15 protein-coding genes and 2 tRNA genes are annotated in these 18,677 nt (G+C 69.3%); 7 read left to right on the top strand and 10 right to left on the bottom strand.

What is annotated here, in order from left to right; genetic code table 11:
• The first annotated feature begins 372 nt into the window (after positions 1-372).
• From JNB62_RS03850 to JNB62_RS03865, 4 genes are all read left to right on the top strand, one after another.
• Positions 373-1,863 carry a GH1 family beta-glucosidase gene (locus tag JNB62_RS03850; RefSeq protein ID WP_220299564.1) on the top strand — a complete coding sequence of 497 codons (1,491 nt, stop codon included), beginning with the start codon at positions 373-375 and terminating at the stop codon, positions 1,861-1,863.
• Positions 1,864-1,924: 61 nt separating this feature from the next.
• Positions 1,925-3,277 (top strand): MFS transporter, encoded by a 1,353-nt coding sequence (locus JNB62_RS03855; protein ID WP_308291718.1) that lies wholly within the window; start codon positions 1,925-1,927, stop codon positions 3,275-3,277.
• A gap of 142 nt (positions 3,278-3,419) precedes the next feature.
• Positions 3,420-6,020 carry a valine--tRNA ligase gene (gene valS, locus JNB62_RS03860; protein ID WP_220299565.1) on the top strand — a complete coding sequence of 867 codons (2,601 nt, stop codon included), beginning with the start codon at positions 3,420-3,422 and terminating at the stop codon, positions 6,018-6,020.
• A gap of 1 nt (position 6,021) precedes the next feature.
• The gene (locus JNB62_RS03865; protein WP_220299566.1) at positions 6,022-6,261 is read left to right on the top strand and encodes a hypothetical protein; all 240 of its coding nucleotides are present in this window, start codon (positions 6,022-6,024) and stop codon (positions 6,259-6,261) included.
• Between the two features lie 7 nt (positions 6,262-6,268).
• Here the strand turns inward: JNB62_RS03865 and JNB62_RS03870 are convergent, their stop codons facing one another.
• The 3 genes from JNB62_RS03870 to JNB62_RS03880 are packed head-to-tail and all read right to left on the bottom strand — an operon-like array spanning position 6,269 to position 8,485.
• The gene (locus tag JNB62_RS03870; RefSeq protein ID WP_220299567.1) at positions 6,269-7,627 is read right to left on the bottom strand and encodes an MFS transporter; all 1,359 of its coding nucleotides are present in this window, start codon (positions 7,625-7,627) and stop codon (positions 6,269-6,271) included.
• Positions 7,624-7,854, bottom strand: a complete 231-nt coding sequence (locus JNB62_RS03875) for a hypothetical protein (protein WP_220299568.1) — start codon at positions 7,852-7,854, stop codon at positions 7,624-7,626. The genes JNB62_RS03870 and JNB62_RS03875 overlap by 4 nt, the downstream gene beginning before the upstream one ends.
• 10 nt (positions 7,855-7,864) lie before the next feature.
• On the bottom strand, positions 7,865-8,485 hold the full coding sequence (locus tag JNB62_RS03880) for an ArsR/SmtB family transcription factor (RefSeq protein ID WP_220299569.1): 621 nt from the start codon (positions 8,483-8,485) through the stop codon (positions 7,865-7,867).
• Positions 8,486-8,592: 107 nt separating this feature from the next.
• Between JNB62_RS03880 and JNB62_RS03885 the strand changes: the two genes are divergently transcribed.
• Complete coding sequence (locus JNB62_RS03885; RefSeq protein WP_220299570.1) at positions 8,593-10,641, top strand: M3 family metallopeptidase; 2,049 nt, start codon at positions 8,593-8,595, stop codon at positions 10,639-10,641.
• Between the two features lie 40 nt (positions 10,642-10,681).
• On the opposite strand, the gene JNB62_RS03890 is transcribed toward JNB62_RS03885, so the two are convergent.
• From JNB62_RS03890 to JNB62_RS03920, 7 genes are all read right to left on the bottom strand, one after another.
• Entirely contained in the window at positions 10,682-11,800 is a 1,119-nt protein-coding gene (locus JNB62_RS03890) for an epoxide hydrolase family protein (protein ID WP_220299571.1), read from the bottom strand.
• Between the two features lie 34 nt (positions 11,801-11,834).
• Complete coding sequence (locus JNB62_RS03895) at positions 11,835-12,824, bottom strand: serine hydrolase domain-containing protein (protein ID WP_220299572.1); 990 nt, start codon at positions 12,822-12,824, stop codon at positions 11,835-11,837.
• A gap of 19 nt (positions 12,825-12,843) precedes the next feature.
• Positions 12,844-14,112: an ATP-dependent Clp protease ATP-binding subunit ClpX gene (gene clpX, locus JNB62_RS03900; RefSeq protein WP_220299573.1), complete on the bottom strand. Its 1,269-nt coding sequence runs from the start codon at positions 14,110-14,112 to the stop codon at positions 12,844-12,846.
• Between the two features lie 192 nt (positions 14,113-14,304).
• Positions 14,305-14,982, bottom strand: a complete 678-nt coding sequence (locus JNB62_RS03905) for an ATP-dependent Clp protease proteolytic subunit (RefSeq protein WP_223230940.1) — start codon at positions 14,980-14,982, stop codon at positions 14,305-14,307.
• A gap of 32 nt (positions 14,983-15,014) precedes the next feature.
• Complete coding sequence (locus JNB62_RS03910; RefSeq protein WP_220299574.1) at positions 15,015-15,617, bottom strand: ATP-dependent Clp protease proteolytic subunit; 603 nt, start codon at positions 15,615-15,617, stop codon at positions 15,015-15,017.
• 169 nt (positions 15,618-15,786) lie between these two features.
• Positions 15,787-17,301, bottom strand: coding sequence for a trigger factor (gene tig, locus JNB62_RS03915; protein ID WP_220299575.1), 1,515 nt, complete (start codon positions 17,299-17,301; stop codon positions 15,787-15,789).
• Positions 17,302-17,379: 78 nt separating this feature from the next.
• Positions 17,380-17,453: transfer RNA gene (locus tag JNB62_RS03920), tRNA-Pro, on the bottom strand.
• Positions 17,454-17,602: 149 nt separating this feature from the next.
• Here JNB62_RS03920 and JNB62_RS03925 point away from each other — a divergent pair.
• Together JNB62_RS03925 and JNB62_RS03930 are read left to right on the top strand one after the other, a co-directional pair.
• Positions 17,603-17,676, top strand: a tRNA-Gly gene (locus tag JNB62_RS03925).
• 94 nt (positions 17,677-17,770) lie between these two features.
• Complete coding sequence (locus tag JNB62_RS03930) at positions 17,771-18,670, top strand: alpha/beta fold hydrolase (RefSeq protein ID WP_220299576.1); 900 nt, start codon at positions 17,771-17,773, stop codon at positions 18,668-18,670.
• Positions 18,671-18,677: the final 7 nt, after the last annotated feature.

The raw sequence follows: 18,677 nt of genomic DNA on the forward strand, positions 1-18,677 counted from the left end.
CAGCGTCAGCTGTGTATAAGAGCCAGGCCGAAGGCGGAGGGGCGGGGGTAGGTCATCATCTCTCGCAGGTGCTCGCTCGTGTGCTTCCTGCCGGGACGATCCGCCCGGATCCGAATCCGGGACGACCGCGGTACCACCCTGCATTGAGGGATGCCGGTGGCCCGGCATCCATCCCCTCTCACTGCGGCTGTGACGGGCCTGCCCCGTTCGGTTCTAGTGACGGAGCACAGCCCCGCGTTCTTCCGAAGACTCCCCGGTGATGGCCGGATCGATGTCGTTGGGGTTGATTCTACCCGGCGTCGGTGCGATAGGCTGTGCCGCGCGTGAGAGCGCTCCCACGCGCTCCAGGACCCACCGCATACGAAGGCGACGATGCCCACTCCCCTGCGCCGCGACGGCGACCTCTCCCGTCGGACCTTCCTGCTCGCCACCGGCGGGATCACGCTCACCGCGGCGCTGGCCGCCTGCGCGCCGGGTGCGACGAGCACGTCGCCGAGCGGCACGCCCACGCCGGCCCCGTGGACGCCGCCGGCAGAGCCGATGGCGTTCCCGGAGGGCTACACGTGGGGCGCGTCGACGAGCGCCTTCCAGATCGAGGGCGCTCTCACCGCCGACGGCCGAGGACCGTCGGTGTGGGACACGTTCGCGGCTCTCCCCGGCAAGATCGCCGATCGTTCGACGGGGGATCCTGCTGCCGACCAGTACCACCGCTACGCCGACGATGTCGCGCTCATGAGCTCGCTCGGGCTGGGCGCCTACCGGTTCTCGATCTCGTGGTCGCGCGTGCTGCCGACCGGCGCGGGCGAGGTCAACCCGGCGGGTCTCGACTACTACCGGCGCCTCGTCGACGCGCTCGTCGGTGCCGGCATCCGTCCGGCCATCACGCTGTTCCACTGGGATCTGCCTCAGGCGCTGCAGGATGCCGGCGGCTGGGGCTCGCGCGACACCGCCGAACGGTTCGCCGATTACGCGGCGATCTGCTTCGACGCGCTGGGCGACGCCGAGGCGGACTGGCTGACCCTCAACGAGCCGAAGACGCACGCGTTCGTCGGCCACTGGTACGGCACCCATGCACCCGGCCTGCGCACGGCTGACGCGGCAGCCGCGGCCGTCCATCATCAGCTGCTCGCGCACGGCCTCGCGGTGCAGCGCTTCCGCGACAGCGGCGCACTCGGCCGCATCGGCGCCGCGCTCAACCTCATCCCGGTGATCGCCACCGAGCCCGACTACCCCGAGGCCGCGACGTTCACCGACGCGCGCGAGAACCGGCTCTTCCTCGACCCCGTGCTGAAGGGCTCCTACCCGGACGATGCGATCGGCGATCAGCCCGGTCAGCTGCCCGCCGACCCCGAGGCCTTCCGCGCACTGCAGCAGCCGGGCGACCTCGAAGTGATCTCGACGCCGTGCGACCTGCTCGCGATCCAGTACTACGGCGTCACCGGCGTGGATGGGATCGGCAACACGGTGGAGGCAGCGCCGACCTCGGCGGCGAGCTGGCAGCAGATCGAGCCGCGGGGCCTGTACGACCTGCTCGTGCGGCTGAAGGACGAGTACCCCGCGATCCCGCTGGTCATCACCGAGAACGGCATCCCCGACCCGACCGCCGACCTGACGGTCGACGATCCGGATCGTGTCGAGTTCCTGCGTTCGCACTTCCAGCAGGCCGCCCGCGCGATCGGCGACGGCGTGCCCCTCGAGGGCCACTACGTGTGGTCGCTGCTCGACAACTTCGAGTGGGCCGAGGGGTACACCCAGCGCTGGGGCATCATCGCGGTCGACTTCGAGACGCAGGAGCGCACCCCGAAGAAGAGTGCCGGCTTCTTCGCGGACGTCATCGCCGCGAACGCGGTGGCGCGCGACTGACACCGGCGGGAATGCCCACGGCGGCGCCAGGGTTTCTGGACTCGTGCCAAGATTGACGTCCGTGACCGCAGCACCCACCTCGCCCGAGAACCACCGGGCCGCCATCGCTCCCGAGAGCGCCCCCACCCGCCGCGTCGCGTGGGCCTCGATGGTCGGCACGTCGCTCGAATCCTTCGACTTCTACCTCTACGCCTACTTCTCCGCGTTCTTCGTCGGGCCTCTCTTCTTCGACCCGCTCGGCGAGGTCGGAGCGACGAGCGTCGCGTTCCTCACGATCGCACTCGCCTTCGTGGTGCGCCCGGTGGGCGCCCTCATCTTCGGCTACATGGGCGACCGGCTCGGCCGGCGCGCGACGCTCCTGTGGACGGTCGCGCTGATGGGTGTCGCCACCGGGCTCATCGGGCTCCTCCCGACCTACGCGCAGGCCGGCTGGCTCGGTGCCGTGCTGCTCATCCTGCTGCGCATCGTGCAGGGCCTGTCGCTCGGCGGCGAGTGGGGCGGTTCGATCCTCATCGCCACCGAGAACTCCGGCCCGGTCAAGCGCGCGTTCTACGCCGCGATCCCCCAGCTCGGCTCGCCGGTCGGGTCCATCCTGTCGGCCGCCGTGTTCATCGTCCTCACCGCCGTCCTTCCTGCGGAGCAGATGGCGGAGTGGGGCTGGCGCATCCCGTTCCTCCTCGCCCTCCCGCTGCTGCTGGTCTCGCTCTACCTGCGGTGGTCCATCACCGAGACGCCGGTCTTCACCGGTCTGGTCACGGAGGGCCGACGCGATCGCGTGCCGTTCGTCACGATGTTCGCGAAGCGTCCCGGAGCCATGGCGATCGCGATCGGCGCGGCGCTGCTCGGCATCGGCTCGTACTCACTGATGAACACGTACACCGTCAACTACGGCGTCGCCGAGCTCGGATTCAGCTTCCAGGACCTGCTGATCGCGACCACGATCGGCGGCCTGCTGCAGCTGGTGACCATTCCGCTCTTCGGAGCGTGGGCGAGCCGCATCGGCTCGGCGCGCGTGGTGCTGTGGGGTGCCCTCGGCACGCTCGTCATCACGTTCCCGATGTACTTCCTGCTGCAGTTCGCGACCTTCCCGATCCTCGTGGCGACCATGATCGTCGGCGGCATCCTCCCCACGATGGCCTGGGCGGCGCTGGGCGGCCTCATGAACGACCTGTTCCCCGACAGGTTCCGGTACTCGGCTCTGTCGTTCTCGTACGCCCTGGCGGCGACGATCAGCGGCTTCGTCCCCTATCTCACCCTGCAGCTGGGCTCGGCGACCGGGTTCGCCTGGTGGCACCCCGGCGTGATCCTCGCGATCATGTCGGCGATCACGCTCGTCTCCGCCTGGCTGGCCGCCCGCCGGCCGGTCGAGCCCGAGCTCGCGACCGAGCCCGAGACGGCGACCGTCGCCGCCTGACGATCGGAACGAGTGGATGCCGGCGGCCTCGGGCGCCGGCATCCACTGTTCCCGGGGGTACTGCCGGCCCCGGTAGACTCGGACGACATCCCACACTCAGGCACGCTCACACAGTGCCGCACATATCGATCGAGGAGACCTCATGTCCGACGCGCTGATTCCGGAGAAGCCCGCACTGGAGGGCCTCGAGACCAAGTGGGATGAGGCGTGGAACGCGCAGGGCACCTACCTGTTCGATCGCGAGCGTGCCGCCCAGGCCGGACGTGGCGGCGTCTTCTCCGTCGACACCCCTCCGCCCACCGCATCCGGGTCGCTGCACATCGGGCACGTGTTCTCGTTCACGCACACCGATCTCAAGGTGCGCTTCGAGCGCATGCGCGGCAAGACCGTGTTCTACCCGATGGGCTGGGACGACAACGGCCTGCCGACCGAGCGTCGCGTGCAGAACTATTACGGCGTGCGCTGCGACCCGTCGCTGCCGTACGACCCCGACTTCACTCCCCCGTTCGAGGGCGGCGACAACAAGTCCAGCCGCGCCGCCGACCAGGTTCCGATCAGCCGCCGCAACTTCATCGAACTGTGCGAGAAGCTCACCGTCGAGGACGAGAAGCAGTTCGAGGCGCTGTTCCGCCAGCTCGGTCTGAGCGTCGACTGGACTCAGACCTACCGGACGATCTCGGACGACACGATCCGCACCAGCCAGCTGGCGTTCCTGCGCAACCTCGAGCGCGGCGAGGCGTACCAGGACCTCGCGCCCACGATGTGGGACATCGACTTCCGCACCGCCGTCGCCCAGGCCGAGCTCGAGGACCGCGAGCAGCAGGCGTCGTTCCACACGATCGACTTCCCCTTCGCGGACGGCTCGGGCGCGATCACGATCGAGACCACGCGGCCTGAGCTGCTGCCCGCCTGCGTCGCGATCGTGACGCACCCCGAGGGACCGCACAAGCACCTCATCGGCACGAAGGTGCGCAGCCCCTTCTTCGGCGCCGACATCGAGATCCACGGCCACCATCTCGCTCAGCCCGACAAGGGAACGGGCGCCGCGATGGTCTGCACGTTCGGCGACGTGACCGACATCGTGTGGTGGCGCGAGCTGCGCACCACCGACGGCCGCCACCTGCCGAACATGACGACGATCGGCCTCGACGGCCGCTTCCTGCCGAAGGCGCCCGCCATCGTCGAGAGCGCCGAGGCGATCGCCTGGTACGAGGCCGAGATGGCCGGCAAGACGGTGTTCTCGGCCCGCAAGGCGCTCGTCGAGAAGCTGCAGGAGACCGGCGACATGACCGCCGTCGGCAAGCCGTTCAACCACGCCGTGAAGTTCTTCGAGAAGGGCGACCGCCCGCTCGAGATCGTCTCGACCCGCCAGTGGTACATCCGCAACGGCGCCCGTGACGAGCAGCTGCGCGACAAGCTCATCGCGCTCGGCCAGCAGATGTCGTGGCATCCCGATTTCATGCGCGTCCGCTACGAGAACTGGACCAACGGCCTCACCGGCGACTGGCTGGTGTCGCGCCAGCGGTTCTTCGGCGTGCCGATCCCGATCTGGTACGGCCTCGACGAGAACGGCGAGCGGGACTACTCCCGCGTGCTCACCCCCGATCTGAACTCGCTCCCGGTCGACCCGTCGAGCGACGTCCCCCCGGGGTACACCGCCGACCAGCGCGGGGTCCCCGGCGGCTTCGACGGCGAGACCGACATCTTCGACACGTGGGCGACCTCGTCGCTGACACCGCAGCTCGCCGGCGGCTGGGAGCGCGATCCCGAGCTGTGGAGCCTGGTGGCTCCGTTCGACGTGCGCCCGCAGGGCCAGGACATCATCCGCACCTGGCTGTTCTCGACGATGCTGCGCAGCGCCCTCGAGGACGACCGCGCGCCGTGGACGGATGCCGCCGTCTCGGGCTTCATCGTCGACCCCGACCGCAAGAAGATGTCGAAGTCGAAGGGCAACGTCGTCACGCCCGCCGACGTGCTGTCGCAGCACGGCTCGGACGCGGTGCGCTACTGGGCCGCGTCGAGCCGCCTGGGCAACGACGCGGCCTTCGACCCGCAGAACCCGACGCAGATCAAGATCGGGCGCCGCCTTGCGATCAAGGTGCTCAACGCCGCCAAGTTCGTGCTGTCGTTCCCGGTTCCCGACGGCGCCGAGGTGACGCACGCGCTGGACGCGTCGATGCTCGCCACCCTGCACGGCGTCGTCCGCGAGGCCACGAAGGCGTACGAGAACTACGACCACGCCCGCGCGCTCGAGCTGACCGAGTCCTTCTTCTGGACCTTCTGCGACGACTACCTCGAGTTGGTCAAGGAGCGCGCGTACAACCAGACCGACACCGGGCAGGCCTCGGCCGCGCTCGCGCTGCGGCTGGCGCTGTCGGCGCTGCTGCGCCTGCTCGCCCCGGTGCTGTCGTTCGCGACCGAAGAGGCCTGGTCGTGGTTCAACGAGGGCTCGGTGCACACCGCCGCGTGGCCGGTCGCACCCGAGGACGAGTGGGGCGACCCCGCCGTGCTGGCCGTCGTGGGTGAGGCGCTCATCGGCGTCCGCCGCGCCAAGACCGAGGCCAAGGTGTCGCAGAAGGCGGAGGTCGCGCGCGCCGTGATCGCCGGTCCCGCGGAGTCCCTGTCCCTCATCAAGCTCGCCGAGGGCGACCTGCGAGCCGTGGGCCGCATCGCCGCCGTCGAATACGAGGATGCCGACACGCTGGCCGTGACGGCGATCGAACTCGCCCCGCAGGAGGACTGACATGCAGCTCGGTACGCGCTGGACGGCCGGGGAGCAGCCCCCGGCCGCGGTTCCTCAGGAGCTCCACGAACAGCTGGCCGCCGTCGAGCGCGACCTGCCTCCCGGGACGCCGGCGCCCCGCTGGACGCTCACATGGCTGGAGGGCCGGCCGGTCGCCGAGCTCGACACCGGCGTGATCGTGACGATCGACCGGACCGGAGCCGTCGTGGTGCGTCACGACGACGAGGACGAGTTCGCCTGAGTCCCGCTCAGGTGGCCGGTGCGGGCTCTGCCTCCGCGCCAGCCTCGCGGGTTCCGACGATCAGCAGCCGCAGCGCGGCGATGGTGGCGATGGCGACGATCACCCCCGAGATCACAAAGGGCAGCTGCAGGCTGATGCGTGAGACGAGGCCGCCCAGCAGCGTCGCGATCGGGAAGATGCCCCACGTCAGCATGCGGGTGATCCCCAGCACGCGCCCGAACAGATGCGGCGGGATGATCTGCTGCCGCAGAGCGCCCCACGGCACGTTCCACGTCGACACCGCGAACGCCATGAGCGCGTAAGCCGCGATCGCGAGCCCGACGTTCGGGGCGACGCCGATCAGCACCGACGACACCGCGACGATGGCGTTGGCGGCGACCATCACCGGGCCGCGTCCGAACCGGGAGACCATACGCGAGGCCAGCAGCGAGCCCACGAGCGCACCGATGCCGATGCCTGCGGTGACGAAGCCGATCGCGACCGGGTCGACATGGTGCACGTCGAGGAAGAACAGCACCGTGACGGCCTGGGCGAAAGACAGGCAGCATCCGACGATCGACGTGAAGACGACCATCGAGCGCAGATAGGAGTGTCGCCACAGGAAGCGGATCGCCTCACGGGCCGATACCGACGTCTGCGGGAGCGGCGCCGGCACCGGCTCCGAGGTCGCGCCGGCGGGCGCCACGTCGGGCGCGGTGGGATCGGGCACCGTCTCGGGCGCGGGCTCGCGCAGCGGGCGCGCCGCCGACAGCGGCAGCATGAGCGCCAGCGCGATGGGCACGAGGTAGGCGGCTCCGCCCACCCACAGCGGCACCGCGAGGGCGATGCCGAACAGCACGCCGCCGATCGGCGTGGCGATGAAGCTGTCGATCGTGATCTGCGCGGCCTGCATCCAGCCGTTCGCACGATCGAGCTGCTCGCGCTTCACGACGCCGGGGATGACGGCGTTCGTGGCGTTGTCGAAGAGGGTCTCGCCGAGGCCGAACACCAGCGTGCCCGCGAAGAGCGCCCAGATCGACAGGGTGCCGGTCACCGTGAGCACGGCGAGCACGAGAGCCGCACCGCCGCGCACCGTGTTCGCGACCGCCATGACGATGCGGCGGTCGAACCTGTCGACGATCATCCCCGCCGGCAGTCCGAAGAGCAGCCACGGCAGGAACGCCAGCGCTCCCAGCACCGAGATCATGAGCGGATCGCGGGTCAGGGTCGTGGCGATGAGAGGCACCGCCGTACGGCCGATGCCGTCGGCCAGATTGCTGAAGGCGGCCGCTGTCCAGAGCTTCCCGAAGTCGGGGCCGAGCGGGACTCTGCGTGCCCGCCCGGCCGACGACTCGGCCTCAGACGCGATGTCGACGGACTCGGTCATCGCGGAAGAACACCCAGGGCGCCTCGTGCCTCGGCCGCGCCGCGGGCGCGCGTGGCGGCATCCTGAACCGCGATGGCCTCGCGGCGGGCGACGCTCGCGCGTCGCTCGAGCCGTGCGGCGACGAACGCGTCGAGGGTGGATGCCGCCTGCAGCAGTGTGCGCTCGAACGCGGTCGTGCGGGCTTGGGCGTGGGACGACGTGACGTGGTGGGCGGTGATGGCGGTCATGACAGCGCTCCTAGTCTTCGAGTTCCGGAAGCGGGAACACGTCGGCCCGGATGGTGACGGGTCGGACGTTCTCGCCGGTCTGATTGCGGTAGTTGTCCACGGCGTCGTCGATCAGCGCCATGATCTTGCGGGAGAGTTCTGCGGACTGCTCCGGGGTGAGGCGCGCCGTGGCGGTGGAGATCATGCTCCCCTCCTGCCACTGGTCCTCCTCTTCGGCCAGACCGCGATCGATGAACTCCATGAGCTGCTCTTGGCGGAGCTTGAAGAACTCACCCATGACGATCTGGGTCGCTGCCCGGCCGGACGGTGTCTTGATGGCCTCGGGGTTGGCGAACGACACGCCGCCCTTCGGCCGCTCCCACCAGCGTTCCCGGCCCGAACCGCGGCCGTCCACCTCGTGGATCAGGTCCTGCTTGGCGAGGGCGCGCAGGTGGTAACTGGTCGAGCCCGAGGACTCCCCGAGCCGCTCGGCCAGCGAACTGGCGGTCTGCGGTCCGTACTGACTGAGGATGTCGTAGATCTTGACCCGCAGCGGGTGCGCGAGAGCTCGCAGCGCGCCGGCATCGAGGACGCGGTCGCCACGCGGGTTCTCGGCGGCATCTGGCCGGGTGCGAGGGGTCTCGTCTTCCATGTCCTCAAAGATAGCGATGCAAAGAACCCTTTGCAAGCATTTCTTTGCAACCACTGTTTTGCAAAGACATCTCGGCATGCCGAGCCGCGCGCACTAGGCTGGCGGGCATGGCTGACAACCCCCTCCTGTCCCCCAGCACGCTCCCGTACGGGCTCCCCGACTATGCCGCGATCCGGCCCGAGCACTACCTCCCGGCGTTCGAGCAGGCGTTCGCTGAGCACAAGGCCGAGGTCGCGCGCATCACCGCCGTGCGATCGATGCCGACCTTCGAGAACACCCTGGTCCCGCTCGAAGAGAGCGGTCGCCTGCTGGGCGACGTCGCCCGCACCTTCTACACGGTGTCGTCGGCCGATGCGACAGACGAGATCCAAGCCATCGAAGAGCAGCTCGCCCCGCTCATGTCGGCCCATCAGGACTCGATCCAGCTCGACTCGGCGCTCTTCTGGCGCATCAAGACGCTCCACGACCAGCTTGACGACCTCGGACTCGAACCCGAGGAGCGCTACCTCGTCGAACGGCACTTCACCGAGATGTCGCACGCCGGCGCGGGCCTCGACGACGCCGCCAAAGCGCGGCTGACCGAGCTGAACCAGCGGCTGTCGACCCTGACCACGCAGTTCGAGAAGAACCTCCTCGCCGACACCAACGACCTCGCGGTGGTCTTCGACGACGCCGCCCAGCTCGACGGCCTCAGCGACGGCGAGCTGTCAGCGGCGGCGCAGGCGGCCGCCGATCGGGGCCTCGACGGCAAGTGGGTCGTCACGCTGACGCTCTTCACGGGCCACCCGTACCTGTCGAGCCTCACCGACCGGAGCTCACGCGAGCGCCTCCTGGCGGCATCCCGATCGCGCGGCTCGCGCGGCAACGACCACGACAACCGCGCCACCCTGCTCGAGATCGTGCGCCTGCGGGCGGAGCGCGCCGCGCTGCTCGGCTACGACTCGCACGCCGCCTACGTCACCTCGGACGAGACGGCCGGATCCCCCGCCGCCGTGCACAGCCTGCTGCGCGAGCTCGCCGTGCCCGCCGCCCGCAACGCCCGCCGCGAGCAGGCCAAGCTGCAGGCGATCGTCGATGCCGAGCCGTCGCCCTTCGCCGTCGCAGCGCACGACTGGGCGTTCTACACCGAGAAGGTGCGCGCCGCCGAGTACGACCTCGACCGCGCGGCGCTGCGTCCGTGGTTCGAGGCCGAGCGCGTGCTCAGGGACGGTGTGTTCCGCGCCGCCACGGACCTCTACGGCATCACGTTCACCGAGCGCGACGACCTGCAGGGCTACCACCCCGACACGCGCGTGTTCGAGGTGCACAACGCCGACGGCTCGGCGCTCGGCCTGTATGTGCTCGACCTGTACACGCGCGACACCAAGCGCGGCGGCGCGTGGATGAACTCGATCGTGCTGCAGTCGCGGCTGCGCGGCACGGCGCCCATCGTCGTCAACAACCTCAACGTGCCGAAGCCTGCGGCCGGTCAGCCGACCCTGCTGAGCCTCGACGAGGTGACGACGCTGTTCCACGAGTTCGGGCACGCCCTGCACGGCCTGTTCGCCACCGTCACCTACCCGCACTTCGCGGGGACGAACGTGTTCCGGGACTTCGTGGAGTTCCCCAGCCAGGTGAACGAGATGTGGATCTACTGGCCCGAGATCCTCGCGTCGTACGCGCGCCACATCGACACCGACGAGCCGCTGCCGGCCGAGGTCGTCGACAAGCTGCACGCGTCCGAAGCCTTCAACCAGGGCTTCGCGACGAGCGAGTACCTCGCCGCGGCGTGGCTGGATCAGGCGTGGCACTCCCTCACCGCGGAGGAGTCCGCGGCCGACATCGACGTCGCGGAGTTCGAAGCCGCCGCCCTCGCCGACATCGGCCTCGACAACCCCGCCGTGCCCACGCGCTACTCGTCGACGTACTTCGCCCACGTGTTCTCGGGCGGCTACAGCGCGGGGTACTACTCATACATCTGGAGCGAGGTGCTCGACGCCGACACCGTCGAATGGTTCCGCGAGAACGGCGGCCTGCGGCGAGAGAACGGCGATCGCTTCCGCGACCGTCTGCTCGGCGTCGGCGGCTCGAAGGACCCGCTCGAGGCGTATCGCGACTTCCGCGGGCGGGATGCCGTCATCCAGCCGCTCTTGGAACGCCGCGGCCTCACGGGCTGATCCGACGGTGGGTGGGGCGCCGCGGCGCCCCACCCACCGGTCACAGGAGGCCGATCTCGTGGGCGAACGCGCGCACGCGCTCTGCCATCGCGGCCGGGACCTCCGCCACGGCGAAGTGCCCACCCTCGTCGAGCCGCTCGAACGTGCGGAGATCGCGGTAGAACCGCCGCGCGAGCGACTCGGGATAATCCCCCTCGTGCCGTTGGACATGAACGGATGCCGGCACTTCGACCTGCGGCATCTCATCGGGCTGATCGGCGCCCTCGTAGTACGGCCGGAACGACGTGCCGATGCTCTGCGTCGTCCAGTAGATCATCGCCTCGGTGAGGATCCGCTCGCGCGAGATGCGCGCTTCGACGGCCCGCGGGTCGCCGGCAGGGGTGTCGCTCCACTCGACCAGCTTCTCGGCGAGCCATGCCACCAGGCCTGCCGGAGAGTCGTTCAACCCGACGGCGAGCGTGTCGGGCCGCGTCGCCTGCACGTGGCCGTACGCGCCGTTCTCGCCGCCCCACCGGTCGAGCCGCTCGAAGAAGGCGACCTCGTCGGGCGCCGTGAGCAGTTCGCGCTCTGCACGGGAGGGGAAGTGCGAGTGGGTCGCGACGATCCCCGCCACGGACTCGGGATAGGCGCCGGCGAGAAGGTCGTTGACATTGGCCGACACGTCTTCGCCGTACGTGATGAAGCGCCGATAGCCCAGCACGTCGGTCATGAGCGCGTGCATCGTGGCCGCGAGCCGCTTCTCGGTGATCGGCCCGCCGGTGTAGGCCGTCGAATAGGCGAAGCCCGGAAAGCTGGGCACCACCACGTCGAAGTCGGGAAGAAGGTCCGCGAACTCCAGCTGCAGGGCGAACGTGTGCGGCCACCCGTGCATCACGAGCAGCGCCGGCGCGTGGGGGCGCCCGGAGCGCAGATGCACGAAGTGCACAGTGGTGTCGTCGATGTCGACGAGGAACTGCGGGTGCGCGTTGAGCCACCCTTCTCGCGCCCGCCAGTCCCATTCCCGCCACGAGGTGACGAGCTGCTCGAGGTAGCCGGCCGTCATGCCGGACGCCGGACGGCGCGGCGAGTCGGGAAGGGGACGGAAGCGCCCCAGCCGGTCGCGCAGGTCGGCGAGCTCGGCATCGGGAACGGAGATCGTGAACGGCTGGGGGCTGGTCATCTGCCGAGGCTACGGACCGCCTCCGACATCGGCGCTACCGCTGTGCGCTGCGCGCGGCGGCCATGAGCGACTTCACCCGGGCGAACGTCGGCACCTCGATGTTGGCGAGCCCGGTCGTCGTCGTCCGCGTCAGCGGGTGGTGCCTGCTCGACGCCGTCACGCCGTGGTCGCCGCCCGACAGCAGCAGCTCGTCGCCGTCGAGCCAGATGCCACGGCCGTAGCCGAGGCCGTCGCCGGTGTCGGAGGTGACGCGCTCCGTCGCCAGAGCCACCAGCTCGGCCGGCACGATGCGTCCGTCCATGAGGGCGAGCCAGAAGCGGTGCAGGTCGGCGACGGTGGAATGCGCGCCACCGTCACCGGAGCCCAGGACCGGCAGCTCGAAGACGTTCGTCCGCCCGTCGGCTTTGTACCCCGTCGCCGTCGACGGAGGAAGGATGTCGGACCGCGGGAAGGAGGATGCTGTCATGCCGGCGGGACCGAAGACCCGCTGCGCCACCAGTTCGGCGAAGGGCGAACCCGACACGCGTTCGGCGATCAACGCCAGCACGACGTAGCCGCCGTTGCAGTACGAGAACCGTTCGCCGGCCGGGAACTTGGTCGGGAAGCCGTCGAGCACAGCCAGGTACGCCGGCGTGGAGTCGAGCCGTTGCACGGGCGCCGTCATCGGCGCGAACGCATCGATCTCTTCGTCCAGGTAGTCGCCGATGCCCGACGTGTGGGTGAGGAGGTGGTCGACGGTGACGTCGTCGGCGATCAGCGGCAGGTCCTCGCCGAGGATCAGCCGTGCGGGTGTCTGCAGCGACAGCTCGCCGTCGCCGACGAGCGCGAGCACCGTGAGCGCGGTGAAGGTCTTCGCGCCGCTCGCGAGCCCGAACCGCGTGTCGACCGTGTTCGGCACGCTCCACGTGCGGTCGGCGAGTCCGACTGCCCATTCGCCGAGGATCTCGTCGCCGCGGCGAACACTCATGACGCCGGTGAAGCCGTCCAGGTCGGGGTCGAGCCCGGTCGCAGCCGCGCCTGCCATCGCCGGCGACCGGCGTCCGTCAGGCGCTCTTGCGCTTCTCGCGCAGCACGAGCGTGGGAGGGGCGCCCTCTTCGACCGCGGCGCGCGTGACGATCACCTTGTCGACGTCGTCTGTCGAGGGGATCTCGAACATGATGGGCCCGAGCACGTCCTCGAGGATCGCACGCAGACCGCGAGCGCCCGTCTTGCGCGCGACGGCGAGGTCGGCGATCGCCTCGAGCGCTTCGCGGTCGAACTCCAGCGTGACGCCGTCGAGCTCGAACATGCGGTGGTACTGCTTGACCAGCGCGTTCTTCGGCTCGGTGAGGATCTCCATGAGCGCCTCGCGATCGAGCGGCGACACCGAGGCCACGACGGGCAGTCGGCCGATGAACTCGGGGATGAGCCCGAACTTGTGAAGGTCCTCGGGCTGGACGTCGCCGAAGAGGTTGAGATCCTCGTCCTTGCGGTGCAGCGAGGCGCCGAAGCCGACGCCGTGCTTGCCGACGCGGGCCGAGATGATGTCTTCGAGCCCCGCGAACGCACCGGCGACGATGAACAGCACGTTCGTCGTGTCGATCTGGATGAACTCCTGGTGCGGGTGCTTGCGGCCGCCCTGCGGAGGAACCGAGGCGACCGTGCCCTCGAGGATCTTGAGGAGCGCCTGCTGCACGCCCTCGCCCGACACGTCCCTCGTGATGGAGGGGTTCTCGGCCTTGCGCGCGATCTTGTCGACCTCGTCGATGTAGATGATCCCGGTCTCGGCGCGCTTGGTGTCGAAGTCCGCGGCCTGCAGCAGCTTCAGCAGGATGTTCTCGACGTCCTCCCCCACGTAACCCGCCTCGGTCAGCGCCGTGGCGTCGGCGACGGCGAACGGCACGTTCAGCCGCTTGGCAAGGGTCTGCGCGAGATACGTCTTGCCGCAGCCGGTCGGGCCGAGCAGCAGGATGTTGCTCTTGGCGATCTCGATCTCTTCGGCGCGCTGCTCGGCCGACTGGATCGTGCCGTGGGCGCGCACGCGCTTGTAGTGGTTGTAGACGGCGACCGACAGCGCGCGCTTGGCGTCCTGCTGGCCGACCACGTACTCGTCGAGGAAGGCGAAGATCTCACGCGGCTTGGGAAGGTCGAAGTCCGCGACGACGCCCGAGGAGGACTCCGCCATGCGCTCTTCGATGATCTCGTTGCACAGCTCGACGCACTCGTCGCAGATGTACACGCCGGGGCCGGCGATGAGCTGCTGCACCTGCTTCTGGCTCTTGCCGCAGAAGGAGCACTTGAACAGGTCGGCGCTTTCACCGATGCGTGCCATGAGGCTCCTCCTCGTCGCGTCGGGGGGAAGCCCCCCAGCTGTCCTCCGAGCCTAATAGCTGACGCCGACATGCGGCGGCATTGCGACGCAGGTTGTGGACGACCGGCGGTTCGCGCTCAGCGGAACCGCCCTGCGCACGAAAACGCCCCGCCGCCCGGACAATCCGGGCGGCGGGGCGTGACGGCATCCGCTCTACTTGGTCAGCGCCTGCTGACCGCGCTTGCGGGTCGTGAGCACCTGGTCGACGAGACCGTACGCGACCGACTCCTCGGCCGAGAGGATCTTGTCGCGGTCGATGTCCTTGTTGACCTCTGCGACCGTCTTGTTCGAGTGCTTCGACAGCGTCTCTTCGAGCCACGTGCGCATGCGGAGGATCTCCTGCGCCTGGATCTCGATGTCGGACGCCTGCCCGTGACCGGCCTCGCCCATCGCGGGCTGGTGGATCAGGATGCGGGCGTTCGGCAGCGCGAGACGCTTGCCCGGCGCGCCGGCCGCGAGCAGCACGGCGGCCGCCGAGGCCGCCTGGCCGAGCACGACCGTCTGGATCTGCGGCGACACGTACTGCATGGTGTCGTAGATCGCCGTCATCGCCGTGAACGAGCCGCCGGGCGAGTTGATGTACATGATGATGTCGCGGTCGGGATCCTGGGACTCGAGCACGAGCAGCTGCGCCATGACATCGTCCGCCGAGGCGTCGTCGACCTGGACGCCCAGGAAGATGACGCGGTCCTCGAACAGCTTGTTGTACGGGTCCTGGCGCTTGTAGCCGTAGGCGGTGCGCTCCTCGAACTGCGGCAGGATGTAGCGGCTGCCGGGCATCTGGAGTCCCTGGGGTGCCATCGGGGCACCGCCGAAGGTGGGGGTCTGCATTCCGGGTTCTCTCTCTTTCGCCTACGAAGCCGTCACTCGGCCGAACGGGCGCCGCCGTCGGTCCCGCCGCCGCCGATCACGTCGACAGCCGACTCGCGGATGTGGTCCACGAAGCCGTACTCGAGCGCCTCCTGCGCCGAGAACCAGCGGTCGCGGTCGCCGTCGGCGTTGATTTGCTCGACCGACTTGCCGGTCTGCGCGGCGGTGATCTCGGCGAGACGCTTCTTCATGTCGAGGATGAGCTGCGCCTGCGTCTGGATGTCGCTCGCCGTTCCGCCGAAGCCGCCGTGCGGCTGGTGCAGCAGCACGCGGGCGTTGGGCGTGATGTAGCGCTTGCCCTTCGTGCCCGCGGTCAGCAGCAGCTGGCCCATGGACGCCGCCATGCCGATTCCGACGGTGACGATGTCGTTCGGGACGAACTGCATCGTGTCGTAGATCGCCATGCCGGCGGTGATCGAGCCGCCCGGCGAGTTGACGTACAGGTAGATGTCCTTCTCGGAGTCCTCAGCGGCGAGCAGCAGGATCTTCGCGCAGATCTCGTTGGCGTTCTCGTCGCGCACCTCGGACCCGAGCCAGATGATGCGGTCCCTCAACAGCCTGTCGAAGACGCTCGTCGCGACAAGTGGTTCGGCCATGTGTACTCCTGATTCCGTATCGGTGAGATCGAATCTACCGGCGCGCCACGAGCGACCCGCCCGTGTTCGCCCTGGGCAGAGCGCGCCCTGGACGACGAAGAGGGTGGATGCCGCGGCATCCACCCTCCCGACGGTTCAGGTCGCTGTCGCAGCGGCCGTCAGCCGTGCGTCACTCCGCGTCGGCGGCCTTCTTGGCCGGAGCCTTCTTGGCGGCCGGCTTCTTGGCGGGAGCCTTCTCCGCAGCGTCGCTCTCGTCGGCCGCGGCCTTCTTGGCGGCGGGCTTGCGGGCCGGCGCCTTCTTGGCGGGCTTGGCCTCTTCGGCCTCGACGATCGCGTCGGCGTCGGCCGCGGCATCCGCGATCTCCTGCGCCTCTTCGACGACCTCTTCCTCGGCCTCGGCCTCGTCGTCGACGGCGATGAAGCCGCTCAGGTCGACGGGCTTGCCGTTCGTGTCGACGACGGTGACCTTGCCGAGTGCGACGGCCAGAGCCTTGTTGCGGGCGACCTCGCCGATGATGGCGGGGAGCTGGTTGCCCTCCTGCAGCGCGTTGACGAAGTCCTGCGGGGCCATGCCGTACTGGGCGGCCGACTGCACGAGGTACTGCGTGAGCTCGTCCTGCGAGACCTGCACGTTCACCGACTCGGCGATCTTGTCGAGCAGCATCTGCGTCTTGAACTGCTTCTCGCTCGCCTCGGCGACCTCGGCGCGGTGGACGTCGTCCTCCAGACGGCCCTCGTTCTCGAGGTGGTTGTGCACCTCGTCCTCGATGAGCTGCGGCGGGACGGGGATCTCGACCTGCTCCAGGAGGACCTCGATGAGCTTGTCGCGCGCCGCCGAGCCCTGCGTGAAGGCGCCCTGCTGGCCGACGCGCTCCTTGAGGCTGTCGCGCAGCTCGGCGATCGTGTCGAACTCGCTCGCGATCTGCGCGAAGTCGTCGTCGGCCTCGGGAAGCTCGCGCTCCTTGACGGCCTTGACCGTGACCGAGACCTCGGCCTCTTCGCCGGCGTGGTCGCCGCCGACGAGCTTGGAGCGGAACGTGGTGTCCTCACCGGCGGTCAGCGAGTCGATGGCCTCGTCGATGCCCTCGAGCAGCTCGCCCGAGCCGACCTCGTACGACACGCCCTCGGCGCGGTCGATCTCGTTGCCGTCGATCGTGGCGACGAGGTCGAGCTCGACGAAGTCGCCCGACGCGGCGGGACGGTCGACGGTCACGAGGGTGCCGAAGCGGCCGCGCAGGCGGTCGAGCTCCTCGTCGACGGCGGCGTCGTCCACCTCGACGGCCTCGACCTCGACGGTCGTGCCCTCGAACGCGGGAAGGTCGAACTCCGGACGCACGTCGACCTCGACCTCGACCTCGAGGTCGCCCGAGAAGTCCTTCTCGTTCGGCCACTCGGTGACCTCGGCGGCCGGGCGGCCGAGGACGCGCAGCTCGTGCGCCGAGACGGCCTCGCGGTAGAAGTTGTCGAGGCCCTCGCTGACGGCGTGCTCGAGCACTGCGACGCGGCCGATGCGCTGGTCGATGATGGGCGCGGGCACCTTGCCCTTGCGGAAGCCGGGGATCTGGACGTCCTGAGCGATGTGCTCGTACGCGTGCTTGATCGACGGCTTGAGCTCGTCGGGGCTGACCGTGATGTGCAGCTTGACCCGAGTCGGGCTGAGCTTCTCGACGGTGCTGTTCACCATGCCTGTTACTTCTCCTCTATCGGACCGCGCGAACGCGCGGCATGAAGGTCTGGGTTCGCAATTCTGTGGGCCGTGATGTCGGGGCGACAGGATTTGAACCTGCGGCCTCCCGCTCCCAAAGCGGGCGCTCTACCAAGCTGAGCTACGCCCCGGGCGGGTTCGCACGCATGCGTGCGCCCTTCTGCGCTCCGAGAAGCGCAGTGGCCCCGAGAAGTCTAGCCGACCCGCCCGGGCACTGCCTGCGATGCGGGTCTTCGCGGTCATGTGCCATACACTGATGGATGCCGCGGCTCGCCGCTGCGGGGATGTAGCTCAATGGTAGAGCCTCAGTCTTCCAAACTGATGGTGCGGGTTCGATTCCCGTCATCCCCTCCACGTTCTGATCGACACGCACCTCGCGGGTCTCCCCAAACGACGCGTTCGCACGGCAGACTGGGCTTCGCACCGTTCGAGCCTGTGGGGAGCCGCGATGGACGCGTCACCGATCGACCCTTCGGCCAAGCCGCGCAAGCTGCCGCGCCGCCCGGCATCCACGCTCGCCGAGAAGTGGACGCGCATCGACGGCGTGGACGTGTTCTACCGCGAGTCGCCGAACCCGCCCGCCGACGCGCGCGTGATGGCGCACGTGCACGGGTTCGGGCTGTCGGGGCGATACCTGCTGCCGACGGCCGAGCGACTGTCGGACGAGTTCCACACCTACGTCCCGGACCTCCCGGGCTTCGGGCGCAGCGGAAAGGCCAAGGGGATGCTCGACATCCCCGACCTCGCGCACGCCGCCCTCAGGTTCTTCGACGACCGGGGCGTCGACAAGGCGACGCTCGTGGGCAACTCGATGGGATGCCCCGTCATCATCGAGTTCGCACACCACTTCCCCGACCGCATCGACCGCGCCGTGCTCGTCTCGCCTGCCGGCGGGCTCTACAACCAGCCGCTGCGCCGGGCCATCGGCCAGCTGTCGGCCGACGCCCCGCGCGAGCCCTTCAAGATGGCGACGGTGGCGGTGCCCGACTACGTGCGGTTCGGCGTCCCGAGCACGCTGCGGATGTTCCGCGCGCTCACCCAGTACCCGTCCCTTCAGCGTCTGCTCGAGCTGCGCATCCCGACCCTCGTCGTGCTGGGCCAGCGCGATCCGCTGCTGCCCCACGCGCATCGCGTCGACGAGGTGGCCAGCCAGACCGACAGCCACGTGCTGGTGGTGCTGCTGGAGGGCGCGGCGCACGCCATCAACTACAGCCACCCCGGCCAGCTCGCCCACGTCATCCGTGCGTTCATGGACGACCAGCCGATCGAGAACGACCCGTCGTGGCCGGGACACGTGCGGCTCTACGAAGTGCACCGCGGCAAGCACCACCCGCCCGCGAAGGCGTAGCCGCGCA

This window comes from Microbacterium jejuense (assembly GCF_019511665.1).
In the GTDB taxonomy this organism is placed as follows: Bacteria; Actinomycetota; Actinomycetes; order Actinomycetales; family Microbacteriaceae; genus Microbacterium; species Microbacterium jejuense_A.